The organism is Streptomyces sp. Alt3 (assembly GCF_030719215.1).
Lineage (GTDB): Bacteria > Actinomycetota > Actinomycetes > Streptomycetales > Streptomycetaceae > Streptomyces > Streptomyces glycanivorans.
This window is the reverse complement of sequence record NZ_CP120983.1, coordinates 471,858-484,972: the sequence shown is the minus strand read 5'-3', so window position 1 is coordinate 484,972 and position 13,115 is coordinate 471,858. Positions and strand designations below refer to the sequence as shown.

Annotated in this window: 15 protein-coding genes and 1 pseudogene; 11 read left to right on the top strand and 5 right to left on the bottom strand. The window is 71.7% G+C overall.

Features of this window, described 5'->3' with window-relative positions; genetic code table 11:
• The first annotated feature begins 52 nt into the window (after window positions 1-52).
• From P8A20_RS02255 to P8A20_RS02245, 3 genes are read left to right on the top strand one after another with little or no spacing between them, the layout of a single operon-like run.
• Window positions 53-1,021, top strand: coding sequence for an aldo/keto reductase (locus P8A20_RS02255; protein WP_147960950.1), 969 nt, complete (start codon window positions 53-55; stop codon window positions 1,019-1,021).
• Window position 1,022: 1 nt separating this feature from the next.
• Window positions 1,023-1,889, top strand: a complete 867-nt coding sequence (locus tag P8A20_RS02250; RefSeq protein ID WP_147960951.1) for an amidohydrolase family protein — start codon at window positions 1,023-1,025, stop codon at window positions 1,887-1,889.
• A gap of 55 nt (window positions 1,890-1,944) precedes the next feature.
• Window positions 1,945-2,805: an Fpg/Nei family DNA glycosylase gene (locus tag P8A20_RS02245; RefSeq protein WP_147960952.1), complete on the top strand. Its 861-nt coding sequence runs from the start codon at window positions 1,945-1,947 to the stop codon at window positions 2,803-2,805.
• On the opposite strand, the gene P8A20_RS38605 is transcribed toward P8A20_RS02245, so the two are convergent.
• A complete protein-coding gene (locus tag P8A20_RS38605) occupies window positions 2,751-3,014 on the bottom strand; it encodes a zf-HC2 domain-containing protein (protein WP_147960953.1) in 264 nt (87 codons plus the stop codon). The two genes, P8A20_RS02245 and P8A20_RS38605, sit on opposite strands and share 55 nt — an antisense overlap.
• A gap of 72 nt (window positions 3,015-3,086) precedes the next feature.
• Here P8A20_RS38605 and P8A20_RS02235 point away from each other — a divergent pair, with 72 nt between their 5' ends.
• From P8A20_RS02235 to P8A20_RS02220, 4 genes are all read left to right on the top strand, one after another.
• Window positions 3,087-3,839, top strand: a complete 753-nt coding sequence (locus tag P8A20_RS02235) for a LytR/AlgR family response regulator transcription factor (protein WP_147960954.1) — start codon at window positions 3,087-3,089, stop codon at window positions 3,837-3,839.
• A 62-nt stretch (window positions 3,840-3,901) separates the two neighbouring features.
• Entirely contained in the window at window positions 3,902-4,264 is a 363-nt protein-coding gene (locus tag P8A20_RS02230; protein WP_147960955.1) for a hypothetical protein, read from the top strand.
• Window positions 4,261-5,751, top strand: coding sequence for a sodium/solute symporter (locus tag P8A20_RS02225; RefSeq protein ID WP_147960956.1), 1,491 nt, complete (start codon window positions 4,261-4,263; stop codon window positions 5,749-5,751). Before P8A20_RS02230 ends, P8A20_RS02225 begins: the two co-directional genes overlap by 4 nt.
• On the top strand, window positions 5,748-6,974 hold the full coding sequence (locus P8A20_RS02220; RefSeq protein WP_147960957.1) for a sensor histidine kinase: 1,227 nt from the start codon (window positions 5,748-5,750) through the stop codon (window positions 6,972-6,974). The genes P8A20_RS02225 and P8A20_RS02220 overlap by 4 nt, the downstream gene beginning before the upstream one ends.
• 12 nt (window positions 6,975-6,986) lie before the next feature.
• Here the strand turns inward: P8A20_RS02220 and P8A20_RS02215 are convergent, their stop codons facing one another.
• Window positions 6,987-7,493, bottom strand: a complete 507-nt coding sequence (locus P8A20_RS02215; RefSeq protein ID WP_306102733.1) for a hypothetical protein — start codon at window positions 7,491-7,493, stop codon at window positions 6,987-6,989.
• 111 nt (window positions 7,494-7,604) lie between these two features.
• Between P8A20_RS02215 and P8A20_RS02210 the strand changes: the two genes are divergently transcribed.
• Complete coding sequence (locus P8A20_RS02210; RefSeq protein WP_147960959.1) at window positions 7,605-7,802, top strand: zf-HC2 domain-containing protein; 198 nt, start codon at window positions 7,605-7,607, stop codon at window positions 7,800-7,802.
• On the opposite strand, the gene P8A20_RS02205 is transcribed toward P8A20_RS02210, so the two are convergent.
• Complete coding sequence (locus P8A20_RS02205; RefSeq protein ID WP_147960960.1) at window positions 7,736-8,305, bottom strand: sigma-70 family RNA polymerase sigma factor; 570 nt, start codon at window positions 8,303-8,305, stop codon at window positions 7,736-7,738. The genes P8A20_RS02210 and P8A20_RS02205 overlap by 67 nt on opposite strands.
• 259 nt (window positions 8,306-8,564) lie before the next feature.
• Here P8A20_RS02205 and P8A20_RS02200 point away from each other — a divergent pair, with 259 nt between their 5' ends.
• The gene (locus P8A20_RS02200; protein ID WP_147960961.1) at window positions 8,565-9,764 is read left to right on the top strand and encodes a CapA family protein; all 1,200 of its coding nucleotides are present in this window, start codon (window positions 8,565-8,567) and stop codon (window positions 9,762-9,764) included.
• A 60-nt stretch (window positions 9,765-9,824) separates the two neighbouring features.
• On the opposite strand, the gene P8A20_RS02195 is transcribed toward P8A20_RS02200, so the two are convergent.
• Window positions 9,825-10,286 (bottom strand): universal stress protein, encoded by a 462-nt coding sequence (locus P8A20_RS02195; RefSeq protein ID WP_147960962.1) that lies wholly within the window; start codon window positions 10,284-10,286, stop codon window positions 9,825-9,827.
• Between the two features lie 166 nt (window positions 10,287-10,452).
• Between P8A20_RS02195 and P8A20_RS02190 the strand changes: the two genes are divergently transcribed.
• Window positions 10,453-11,298: a polysaccharide deacetylase family protein gene (locus tag P8A20_RS02190; RefSeq protein WP_147960963.1), complete on the top strand. Its 846-nt coding sequence runs from the start codon at window positions 10,453-10,455 to the stop codon at window positions 11,296-11,298.
• A 22-nt stretch (window positions 11,299-11,320) separates the two neighbouring features.
• On the opposite strand, the pseudogene P8A20_RS02185 reads toward P8A20_RS02190, so the two are convergent.
• A pseudogene (locus tag P8A20_RS02185) lies at window positions 11,321-11,982 on the bottom strand (class F sortase).
• A 324-nt stretch (window positions 11,983-12,306) separates the two neighbouring features.
• Between P8A20_RS02185 and P8A20_RS02180 the strand changes: the two are divergent.
• Complete coding sequence (locus P8A20_RS02180) at window positions 12,307-13,023, top strand: hypothetical protein (protein ID WP_147960965.1); 717 nt, start codon at window positions 12,307-12,309, stop codon at window positions 13,021-13,023.
• Window positions 13,024-13,115 lie beyond the last annotated feature (92 nt).

Below are 13,115 nucleotides of genomic sequence, written 5' to 3'. Positions count from 1 at the left end.
TTGATCCGATGAATAGTCCTGTACGGACCATCGGACCATCGGCGGGGGCGGCATGCGGCATACCAGGCTCGGAAGCAGCGCGGTCGAGATCACCGAACTCTCCTTCGGGGCAGCGGCGATCGGCAACCTCTTCACGGAGGTCGACCCGGAACAGGCCGCGGCAGCGGTCGACGCGGCCTGGGAGGAGGGCGTCCGTTACTTCGACACCGCACCGCACTACGGCCTCGGGCTCTCCGAACGCCGCCTCGGCGAGGCCCTGCGCGACCGGCCGCGGGCGCAGTACACGGTGTCCACGAAGGCGGGCCGTCTGCTCGACCCGCTGACCCCCGCCGAGACGGCGGCCCACGAGGGACTGTCCGACGGATTCGCCGTGCCGCACACCCACCGGCGCCGCTGGGACTTCAGCGCCGACGGCATCCGCCGCAGCATCGAGGAAAGCCTGGGACGCCTCGGCCTCGACCGGGTCGACATCGTCTATCTGCACGACCCCGACGACCATGGGGAAGCGGCCTTCCGCGAGGGCTACCCGGCGCTGGAGAAGCTCCGCGCGGAGGGCATGGTCGGAGCCATCGGCGCCGGCATGAACCAGACCGCGATGCTCACCCGCTTCCTGCGCGAGACCGACGTCGACGTCGTCCTCTGCGCCGGCCGTTTCACCCTCCTCGACCACAGCGCCCTCGACGCGCTCCTGCCGGAGGCCGCAGCCCGCCACCGCGGCGTGGTCGTCGGAGGTGTCTTCAACTCCGGGCTGCTCGCCGACCCCCGCCCCGGCGCCTCCTACGACTACGCGGCGGCCCCCGCGCCGCTCCTGGACCGGGCCCTGCGCATCCGGGACGTCGCCGAGGGACACGGTGTCCCGCTGCGCGCCGCCGCCCTGCACTACCCGCTGCTGCACCCGGCCGTCGCCGGGGTCCTTGTCGGAACCCGCTCCCCGGACGAGGTGCGCGACGCGGCGGCCCAGATCCGCAGGCCCGTCCCGGACGCGCTCTGGGACGACCTGCGCGCGGAAGGACTGATCTGACATGACACCCCTGCCGGTCATCGACGCACACCACCACGTGTGGGACCTCGCGGTGCGCGACCAGGACTGGATCACCGGCGAGGAACTCGCCCCCATCCGCCGCACCTTCACCCTCGCCGACCTGGAACCCGAGGCGCGGGCCGCAGGGGTGGTGTCCACCGTGCTCGTCCAGACGGTGACCGTCGCCGAGGAGACCCCCGAGTTCCTAGCCCTCGCCGACGGCAGCACCCTCGTCGCGGGCGTGGTCGGCTGGACCGACCTCACCGCCCCGGACGTCACCGACACCCTCGCCTCGCTCCGTGCCCTGCCCGGCGGTGACCGGCTCGTCGGAATCCGGCACCAGGTCCAGGGCGAACCCGACCCCGAGTGGCTGCTGCGCCCCGACGTCCTGCGCGGTCTGAGGGCCGTCGCCGCCGCCGGTCTCGTCTACGACCTGATAGTCCGGCCCCACCAACTGCCCGCAGCCGCCCGAGCGGCCGCCCTGCTGCCGGAACTGACCTTCGTGCTCGACCACGCGGGCAAGCCACCGGTGGCACGGCGCACGACGCACCCCTGGGCCGACGGTCTGCGGGCCCTCGCCGCGCTGCCCAACACCGTCTGCAAACTTTCCGGCCTCGTCACCGAGGCGGACCCGCGTTCCTGGACCGTCGAGGACCTCCGCCCCTACGCGGACACGGTCATCGAGGCCTTCGGACCCACCCGGCTGATGTACGGCTCCGACTGGCCCGTGTGCCGGCTCGCCGCCGGATACGCCGACGTCCTGGACACCGCACACCAGCTGACGGACGGTCTCGGCGAGGCCGACCGGCGGTCCGTCCTGGCCGGCACCGCGCAGCGCGTCTACGGGCTCCGGGAACCCGCCGTCTGAACGCCCCCGAGATTTCCGCCGGGCAGTCGCGGTCCCGTTGCGGCACGCTGGAGCCATGCCCGAACTGCCGGAAGTCGAAGCCCTGCGGGACTTCCTCGACGACCACCTGGTCGGCAAGGAGATCGCCCGGGTGCTGCCGCTCGCGATCAGCGTCCTGAAGACGTACGACCCGCCGGTCACCGACCTGGAGGGCGCCACCGTGTCCTCCGTGACCCGGCACGGTAAGTTCCTCGACCTCACGGCCGGGGAGCTCCATCTGCTCATCCACCTCGCGAGAGCCGGCTGGCTCCAGTGGAAGGACAGCTTCCCCGCGACCCCGCCGAGGCCGGGCAAAGGACCGCTCGCCCTGCGTACGGTGCTCACGGGCGGCGACGGCTTCGACCTGACGGAGATGGGCACCACCAAACGCCTCGCCGTCCACCTGGTGCACGACCCCGCGGACGTGCCCGGCGTGGCACGCCTCGGGCCGGATCCGCTCGCCGACACCTTCGACCGTGACGCGTTCGCTGCGGTGCTCGGCGGAGCACGCCGCCAGATCAAGGGAGCGCTGCGCGACCAGTCGCTGATCGCGGGCATCGGCAACGCCTACAGCGACGAGATCCTGCACGTCGCGAAGATGTCGCCGTTCAAGCTCACCACCGCACTCGGTGACAACGACATCACCCACCTGTACAACGCCATGCGCACCACGCTCCAGGACGCGGTCGAACGCTCCCGCGGCGTCGCGGCAGGCCGGCTCAAGGCCGAGAAGAAGAGCAGCATGCGCGTCCACGGCCGCGCGGGCTTGCCCTGCCCCGTCTGTGGCGACACCGTGCTGGAGGTGTCGTTCAGCGACTCCTCGCTCCAGTACTGCCCCACCTGTCAGACCGGCGGCAAGCCCCTCGCCGACCGCCGGCTGTCCCGCCTGCTCAAGTAGCGGCCCGGCCACCACGGCCGGCGGGCGGCCGCACGTTCCGCGCAGCGCGCGAACTCGGCCAGACGATCCACCACGGACCCGAACTCGCGCACCTGCACCACGCACACGGCGCACTCCGCCAGATGCTCCTCGAAGCGGGAGGTGTCGGCAGCCCCGAGCACCCCGAGCGCGTAGGCCCCGGCGTCGCGGTGCGGTTCGGTGGCGTGCATGCCCTCGGATACGTGACGAACCCGGGAATCACTCACGCCGTCCGGCCGCCGGAGGACCTAAACTCCGGCCTCATGCTGCGCGTACTCGCCGTCGACGACGAAGAACCCGCCCTGGAGGAACTCCTCTACCTCCTGCGCGCCGATCCCCGTATCCGGAGCGCCGAGGGCGCCAGGGGAGCCACCGAGGCGCTGCGCCGCATCGGTGGGGCCGTCGACGCCGGGCCCGACGATCCCTCCGCCATCGACGTGGTGTTCCTGGACATCCACATGGCGGGGCTGACCGGACTCGACGTCGCCCAGCTCCTGGCCGGGTTCGCCGCACCGCCGCTCATCGTCTTCGTCACCGCCCACGAAGGCTTCGCCGTCCACGCCTTCGACCTCAAGGCCGTCGACTACGTACTCAAGCCCGTGCGGCGCGAGCGCCTCGCGGAGGCCGTACGCCGGGTCGCCGAGCAGGTCGGTGAGCGCTCCGCGTCCGTCCACGACGCGGCCGCCGACCAGATCGCGGTCGAACTGGGAGGGGTCATCCGCTTCGTGCCCGTCGACGACATCGCGTACGCCGAGGCACAGGGGGACTACGCCCGCCTGCACACCTCGTCCGGCAGCCATCTCGTCCGGATACCGCTCACCACCCTGGAGGAGCGCTGGCGCTCCCGGGGGTTCGTACGCATCCACCGCCGCCATCTCGTGGCGCTGAACCGGATCGACGAACTCCGGCTCGACGCCGGCAGCATGAGCGTCCGCATCGGGGACGCGGAACTCGCGGTCAGCCGTCGTCACACCCGCTCCCTGCGTGACCTCCTGATGCGGCAGACCGGCCGCTGACCTGCCCCTACCGGACGGCGGCCCTTCCCAGCCGAGCCCCGCGCCGCCTAGACTCCGGGCCCATGTCCGCAGAGAGCACGCCCCGGCGCGAAGTGGTCACGGGCGAGCCCCGGCGGGTGCGTCCGCTGCCCCGCTACCGTGCCCAGTCGGAGATCGACGAACAGACCGCCCTCGGCGGCGCCTACGTCCGTTCCCTGATGCGCAGCCAGCTCCGCGCCGGACTCACCGTCTTCGCCGTACTCGCCACCGTGGCCGGCACCCTGCCCCTGGTCTTCGAGGCGCTGAACAGCGACGCGCTCGTCTGGGGGGTGCTCGGCTTCGCCACCTGTCCACCGCTCACCCTGGCGGCCTGGTGGTACGTGCGCAGGGCCGAGCGCAACGAGCGAGACTTCGCCCGACTCGTGGAAGGCCTCCCCTCACCGTGAGCGTGCCCGGCCACCCGGCATCGGTGGTGGCGGTGGCCCTCGTCGTCCTGGCCACCGTCCTCGTCGGCGGATTCGGGCTGCGGATCTCCCGTACCACCTCCGACTTCTACGTCGCCTCGCGCACCGTGCGACCGAGGCTCAACGCCGCGGCGATCAGCGGGGAGTACCTGTCCGCGGCCTCCTTCCTCGGGATCGCCGGCCTGGTGCTGGTGCACGGGCCGGACATGCTCTGGTACCCGGTCGGCTACACCGCCGGATACCTCGTGCTGCTCGTGTTCGTCGCCGCCCCGCTGCGCCGCTCCGGGGCGTACACCCTGCCCGACTTCGCCGAAGGACGGCTGGAGTCCCGGCAGGTGCGCAGGCTGGTCAGCGTGTTCGTCGTCGGCGCCGGCTGGGTCTATCTCGTACCGCAGCTTCAGGGCGCCGGCCTCACCCTGAAGATCCTGACAGGGGCACCCGGCTGGCTCGGCGACGTGCTCGTCGCCTCCGTCGTGGTGGTCGCCGTCGCCGCGGGCGGCATGCGCTCGATCACCTTCGTCCAGGTGTTCCAGTACTGGCTCAAGCTCACCGCGCTCCTGGTGCCCGCGATCTTCCTGGTACTCGCCTGGCAGGGCGACGGGCGGCCCCGGGTCACCTTCGACGAACAGATCTCGGTCTTCCGGGCCGACCATCCGCTCTACGCGACGTACGGACTGATCATCGCGACCTTCCTCGGCACCATGGGCCTTCCGCACGTGGTGGTCCGCTTCTACACCAGCCCCAACGGACGGGACGCACGCCGCACCACGGTCGCCGTCCTCGCCCTGGTCGGTCTCTTCTACCTGCTGCCGCCGGTGTACGGGGCCCTGGGGCGCCTCTACGCACCCGACTTCATGCACGGCGGGGACGCCGACGCCGCGGTACTGCTGCTGCCGGCACGGGTGATCGGCGGCCTCGGCGGTGATCTGCTCGGCGCGCTCCTCGCGGGGGGCGCGTTCGCCGCGTTCCTGTCCACCGCGTCGGGACTCACCATGGCCGTCGCCGGTGTGATCACCCAGGACGTCCTGCCCTCGCGAGGCGTACGGCACTTCCGGCTGGCCACCGTGCTGGCCATCGCAGTACCGCTGGCCGGCTCACTGGTCGTCAGCCGGGTGCCGGTCGCCGACGCCGTGGGAATGGCCTTCGCGGTGTCCGCCTCCTCGTTCTGCCCGCTGCTCGTCCTCGGCATCTGGTGGCGGCGGCTCACCCCGCCTGGCGCGATCGCCGGGCTGCTGCTCGGCGGCGGCTCCGCGCTGCTGTCCGTCGCCATCACCGTCAGCGGCGCGGTGCGTCCGCCCGGCTGGCCGCACGCCCTGCTGGCCTGGCCGGCCGTATGGTCCGTGCCGGTCGGTTTCCTCGCGATGATCCTGGTCTCCCTGGCCACTCCCGGACGGATACCGCCCGGCACCAACGCGGCCATGACCCGCTTCCACCTGCCGGAAGCACTGGCCGCGGGACGCGTGCGGTGACCGGAGCAGGAATCGCCGTCATCGCGCTGCTGGCGCTGCTGCTGTTCGGCACGGGCTTCCTCCTCGGCCGCACCGCCCGCCCCGTACGCACCAGCGACGTGGGCACGCCCGTCGAGCACGCCACCTTCGAGACCCTGCACACGGCCTCCCTCGCCGCGCCCCCGCTGCGCGCCGGACTCACGGAGGAGAGCGCCCGCAGGTCGGCGCGCCGGCTGCGCTCACTGCTGGGCACCGAGGCCCTGTGCCTCACCGACCGGGACCGGGTACTGGTGTGGGACGGCGAGGGGGACCATCACGGCAAGGAGGTGATGGAGCAGGTCGAGGGGCTGCTCGCCAGCGGACGGGACACCGCCTTCCACAGCGACTGCGGAGACCTCGACTGCCCGCTGCGCTGGGCCGTCGCCGTCCCGCTGACGGTCGACCACCGGGTGCTCGGCACGCTCGTCGCCTACGCGCCCCGGGAGTCGGCGGTGCTGGCCCGGGCGGCGGGGGAGGTGGCCCGCTGGGTCTGCGTACAGCTGGAACTAGCCGAACTGGACCGCTCCCGCACGCAGATCGTCGAGGCCGAGATCAAGGCACTGCGGGCCCAGATCTCCCCCCACTTCATCTTCAACTCGCTTGCCGCCATAGCCTCGTTCGTCCGGACCGACCCGGAACGGGCACGTGAACTGCTCCTGGAGTTCGCCGACTTCACCCGATACTCCTTCCGCCGGCACGGGGAGTTCACCACCCTGGCCGACGAACTCCACTCCATCGACCAGTATCTGGCGCTGGTCAGGGCCCGCTTCGGTGAACGTCTCTCCGTCACCCTCCAGGTCGCGCCCGAGGTGCTTCCCGTGTCGCTCCCGTTCCTGTGCCTCCAGCCCCTGGTCGAGAACGCCGTCAAGCACGGCCTCGAGGGCGCGGTCACCCTTCCCCGGCCCCGCGACCCCGTCAGGGCGGGCGACGCCCCGATCCGCGTCACGATCAGCGCACTGGACGCGGGTGCCGAGGCCGAGGTCGTCATCGAGGACGACGGCACGGGGATGGACCCGGAGCGTCTGAGGCGCATCCTGCGCGGGGAGGGCGGCGCCTCCACCGGCATCGGCCTGCTCAACGTGGACGAGCGGCTTCGCCAGGTGTACGGGGACGACTACGGGCTCGTCATCGAGACCGGCGTCGGAGCGGGCATGAAGATCACCCTGCGGCTGCCCAAGTACCGTGCGGGCGTGCACGGTTCATGAGGCGCTGACGCCTCAGTAGAGATGGACGGCCAGGTGTCCCAGCGGTAGTCCCAGCTGCCAGGCCGGGGTCCACACCTGGATCTCGCCCTCGTCGTCGCCCGACGGGTCCCACGGCGGCGGGCCGATCGCGTCGAGGTCCGCGGCCAGGAGCTCGGTCTCCTCCAGCCACCGCCACACGGTCCGCGCGAGCGCGAGGTCGGGATCCGGGGGCCCGGCCGGAGCGGTCGGCCGCTCCAGTGCCTCCAGACGCGCACAGACCCAGTGCCTCCAGGAGGCGCCGTACGCAGTGAGCAACCGCAGCTCGTCCACCCGGGCGACGGGGAGTTCCTCGGCGGCCGCACCGTCGGAGAGGAAGATCGTCAGAGCGAGCGCGTCGCGTCCCGCCCGATACTCCAGGGTCGTCGGTTCCATCAGGTCGCCGGTCGCCAGCACCTCGTCGGCGATGTACTCGGAGTACATCCAGGCCATCGGGACCAGCAGCCCGTCCCCACCGGATTCCTCGTGATGTTCGGGACGCATCCCGTCTCGCCTCTTTCGTCGACTCGGCACCGGGCTGTACGCAGCATTGAACCGGGGGCACGCGCCCCGCGTGGGCAGAAGGGCAGGATCCGTCGGGAGATTCGAGGCGCGATGACGACCGACCGCGGTGACGACCCGCATGTACGGCAGACGCTGGGGGCCTATGTGCTCGACGCCCTCGACGCACAGGAGACCGGTCACGTCGCCGGACACCTCCAGCGGTGCGGGGCGTGCGCCGCGGCCTACGTCGAGGTCGCGGACGCGGTGTCCCTGCTCGCGCTGCTCGACGTGGAGGACCTGCTGGAGTAGCCGGGCAGAGTGCGGCTCAGCAGTCGCAGCGCGTAGTACGAGCGGGACTTGACGGTCCCCGAGGGTATGCCGAGGGCCTGCGCGGTCTCGCCCACGCTGAGCCCCCGGAAGTAGATCTGCACGAGCACCGCGCGGTGCTCGGGGCTGAGCGTCCTCACGGCCTCGCGGACGTCGAGGGCGTGGACCGCAGAGGCCGCAGTGTCGTCCCGGGCGGGTGCGCTCTCCAGGACCGCGTCACTGACCTCCGTCGGCCTGGCCTGGCGGGACCTGCGGGCGTCGATGGCGAGGCGCCGGGCGACGGTGAAGAGCCACGGGCGCATCGAGTCGTAGGGGGCGTCGAAGGCCTCCGGGTGCTGCCAGGCACGTACCAGCGTCTCCTGCAGCAGGTCCTCCGCCCGCTGCCGGTCGCCGAACGTCAGTCCCAGCAGGAAGTGGAACAGGGCGGGCCCGTGGTCGCGCTGCAGCTCCGCGAGAGCCCGCTCACCGGTTGTCGCAGTGGTCATCGTGAACGTCCCTTTCCCGAAGAGGCCCCTGACGCCTCGCTCCCGCCCGGCGAATACGAACGCATCAGGGCGCGGGAGAACAGGCGGTGCACCGAGGTGTGCGTTGAGCGGTCGCACGGAGCGGCGAGTGGTGCGGTGAACGGTCGGCGGACGGCGATACGGCCGATTAAGGTATTTCGGCGTCTTTATCCTTGACTTGCCAGTATGAATATATGTGTATTCGGATGGTGAAAATCATCCGAATCCGGGAGTCGTGCAGATGACGAAGCGCATCCGACAGGGCGCGGCGATCGCCGTCGCCGGCCTGCTGACCACAGCGACAGCCTGTACCGGCCAGCAGTCCTCGACCCCCGGTTTCGCCGGGCGGCACCTCTCCGCCGAGCCCGGAGCGAACGGGGCGGGGGCCGAGGGAACGGGCAGCGCGGACAGCTTCACGCTGCTGGCCTCGGGCGACGTCCTGCCGCACTCCTCGATCATCGACCGGGCCGCCGCCGACGCGGGCGGCGCGGGCTACGACTTCCGCCCGATGCTCAAGGGCGCGGCCCCCGCGGTCTCGGGAGCGGATCTGGCCATCTGCCACATGGAGACGGTGTACGGCCGCAACGGCGGCCCCTACACGGGCTATCCGGACTTCAGGTCACCGCCCGAGGTGGCGACCGCGCTGCGAGCCACCGGCTACGACTCCTGCTCCACCGCCTCCAACCACACCCTGGACGACGGCACCCAGGGAATCCGACGCACACTCGACGCACTCGACAGCGCCGGTATCGCCCACGCGGGCTCCGCACGCTCGGCAGAGGAGTCCGCCCGGCCCACGATGCTCAAGGCGGGCAAGGGCAAGGACGCGGCGAAGGTCGCGCACCTCGCGTACACCTACGGCACCAACGACAAGACGCTGCCCGACGGGCAGCCCTGGGCGGTCGACCTGATCGACAAGGACCGCATCGTCGCGGACGCCCGGACGGCTCGCGAGGCGGGTGCCGACGTGGTCGTCGTGTCCCTGCACTGGGGTACCGAATGGCAGGAGCGGCCGGACGACGACCAGCTCGACCTCGGCCATGAACTCACGGCCTCCGGCACGGGGGAACGCCCTGACATCGACCTGATCCTCGGCACCCACGCCCATGTCCCGCAGGCGTACGAGAAGGTCAACGGCACCTGGATCGTCTACGGCATGGGCGACCAGGTCGCCGGTGCCATGGTCAATGACGAAGGGGTCCGGGACCCGCGTGCCAACGAGAGCTCGATGGGACGCTTCACCTTCGAGCGGCCGGCGAAGCCCGGGCAGCGATGGGCTGTCAGCAAGGCGGAATTCCTGCCCCAGCTGTTCGACCCCGAGGCGGCACGCGTCGTCGGCCTGGACCGTGAAGCCGGTCGTCTGCGCGAGGTCCGCGAACGGATCCAGGGCGTCGTCCTCAGCCGGGGTGCGGCCAAGGACGGCCTCGTCGCGGGGAAGTGACATGCCCGCCCGGCCCGTCCGGCCCCGGACAACCCCGCGGACGGCGCGCCGCGGGGATCGTCACGGCACGACGGTGACCGGCCAGCGGCCCGCCTTCACGAGGCGCACCGCCACCGAACCGATGAAGCGGTGGCCTGCGGACTCCGACGCGCCCACGATCACAGCGTCCGCCTTCAGCTCGTCCGCCGCCGTCACGAGCCCGTTGTACGGATCACCGTGGAACGTGTGGAACTCCCAGCGGACGTTCCATATGTCCTTCAGGTGTTCCGTCGCGGTCCTGATCTCGTTCACGAGCTCCTCGGCGACCTCCCCGGTGGCGTCGGCGACCGGGGCTCCCAGGGCGGCACCGGCCGACAGCACCGGCTGGACGTAGACGAGGGCGAGCAACGCGTTCTGCCGACGGGCGAGGCCGGCCGCGTACGCCGCCGCCCGCATCGAGGACTCGGAACCGTCGATGCCCGCGACGATCACCTTGGGGCCGTCCGTGCCGCGCTCGAACCGGTGTTGTTGCTGGTCTGTCACGGCCCCGAGGGTAGCCGCTCCCGTTCCCAGAGCTCCCGGCGCCTCCGCCGGACCGGGCACTCTCCTCGCCGGACCCCGTCGGGGGCGCTCCATCCATCGGGTGCAAAACATCTGATATCCGGTGTCGACGGCGGAGGCGGGACCGACTCCGTGCGAGCAGTTGGTCATGAAGCATGATCAGATTCCAGCGGAACGACGCGCCCTTCTGCGCCTGGCCCTCGCGCTGGGGGCCGCCACCGCGGTGCACATGATCGCGGCGGATCCGGCCGGAACGCCCACGCGTCCCGGCGGCGAACCGCCGGCTCCGGCGGCCGGGCCCCCGGCGAGGGTGCAGGCGGGCCCGGGCTCCTACCGGCTGCGGCCCATGACCTCGGGCACGCCACCTCGCTTCCGCCCGGCCCCGCCACCCGTGCGCACCCGGCCGTTCGAGGAGCTGCCCGGGCTGGGGAGCGACGCGATGGTGCTGAGCTTCGACGACGGCCCCGACCCGCGGTACACCCCTGACATCCTGGCCACGCTCCGCAGGTACGACGTCCGGGCGATGTTCTTCGTCTGTGGCGAGATGGCGGCCGACAACCGCGACCTGCTGCGCGAGATGTCCGACGACGGGCACGTGGTCGGCAACCACTCGTGGTCGCACCCGCTGATCCCCGGCCTTCCCCGAGGCGCCGTCCGCGACGAGCTGGGCAGCACCAGCGAGGTCATCGAGAAGACGCTGGGCGCCCCGCCGCTCTGGTACCGCGCCCCGTACGGCGCCTGGAACCGCCACTCCTTCGAGATCGGTGCCGCGTTGGGCATGGAACCGATGGCCTGGACCGTCGACACACTGGACTGGACCACGCCGGGCACCGACACCATCGTCCGCCGGGTCGAGGAGGGCGCCGCGCCCGGCGTCGTGGTCCTGTCGCACGACGCGGGCGGAAACCGGTCCCAGAGCGTGGCCGCCCTGCGCCGCTATCTGCCCGCGCTCCTGGAGAGGGGCTACCGTCCGACCGTCCCGCGCCGCACCTGACGGCGGGCGCCGCGTGTCCCTGCTAGCGCGTCGCCACCAGGCGGGCGAAGACCACGACGTTCCCGTCGTAACCGGCGGCCTTCGTGTAGCCGCCGCCGCAGGTGATGACCCGCAGCTCGGCGTGTCCGGTGTCGCCGTAGACCCTGGCTCCGGGGAAGTCGTTCTTGGAGAAGACCTCGACGCCGTAGATCTCGAACACCGCGACCCGGCCGTCGTAGCGGGACACCTCGATCTGCCCTCCCTTGTCGAGGGAGCCCAGTCCGTAGAAGACCGCCGGGCCCGCGAGGTTGTCGACGTGGCCGACCATCACGGAGGTGCCACGCTGTCCCGGGGCGATGCCGTTCTGGTACCAGCCGGCGAGGTTCGGGTCCTGGGCGGGCGGCGCCTCGATCCAGCCGGCCGGGTCCAGGTTCACGTCTACGACGGGTGCGTCGACCTCGATCGACGGAATCTGGATGCGCTCGACGGGGGCGTACGCGAGCGGCTGGACCGGCTCGCCCTCGAGCGGGGCGGAAACCGCGGCCTCCCGGGGCCGGCCACGGAGGCCGCGGCGGCCGGCTGCGGTGGCCCGGGGGACGTCTCCGCACCGTTGCGCATGAGCGCGAGCCCGGTGAGCATCACCAGGGCGATCGCGCCCCACGGTGTGCGTCTGCTCCGCTCGCCGCCCCACTGGTCCCGGCCCATGGTTCTCCCTTCGTCGCGACACGGCCACGCTAGGCGGGGGCCCGTGCGGCGGCGATCAGAGGAGGGCGAACGGGTGGCGGCCGATCGGACCCGGACGGTGGCGCCTTCTCTTCGGAGTAATGGTCCGATAAAAGTTCTGACGGTCCGTGACCTGCGAGTCCGTCAGATCACGGCCTCGGCTGACGGCGTGTCGGATCACCGTTGTGGAGCAGTGCCGAAGTGCGACGTGCGCGGTATCTGGTGAGGGTTCGTCATGGGATGCGTCATTCGTCGACTGATCCCGGAGAACAAGTCTCCGGGGCGCTTCCCGCTGGAGGTTCAAAGATGCGTGCTTCACGCGCTCTCGCGGTGACCGCGACCGCCTTCGCGGCGGTCGGGCTCGCTGCCCCGCTGGCCGCCGCCGGCGGCGGCCCGGGCAGCAACCCGAGCAATTTCCCGACCAACGTCACCGTCAACCCGTCCTCGGTCTTCCAGGGCGCCACGATGCAGGTCAGCGCGGAGGGCTGCGGTCGTTCCGGCGGCAGGGTCTGGTCGAACGCGTTCCCGACGGTCAACCTCTCGCCGGGCCGGGTCGGCTACGCCACGGCGCGTATCCGGGACAACGCGACGCCCGGGCAGTACAGCCTCTCCGTGCGGTGCAACGACAGCGACAACAATTTCGGCGGCGGTAACGGAGGTGACGGCGGTCAGGGCGGCGGCAACGGCGGCCAGGGTGGCAACGGTGGTGGCCAGGGCGGTAACGGCGGTAACGGCGGCCAGGGCGGTAACGGTGGCCAGGGCGGCGGTAACGGCGGTCAGGGCGGCAACGGCGGTGGCAACGGCGGTCAGGGTGGCAACGGTGGTGGCCAGGGTGGCAACGGCGACCCGGTGGCCACGGCCCGCTTCACCGTGCTTCCCTCGCGCGGCGCACAAGGCGGCCTCGGCGGCTCGATGGGCCCCAGCTCCGTCGAGATGCAGGTGGGTGGCGGTCTTGTCGCGGCCGCGGCCGTCGGCGGTGCCGTGTTCGTGGTCCGTCGCCGGATGAGCAATGCGGCGATCTGACGCTTCGAACCTCCTGCCCGGCCCGATACGCCCGTCGCCCCGAGTCCTGGATCAGGACCCGGGGCGACTGTCGTGTATCCGTGCGCTGCGGC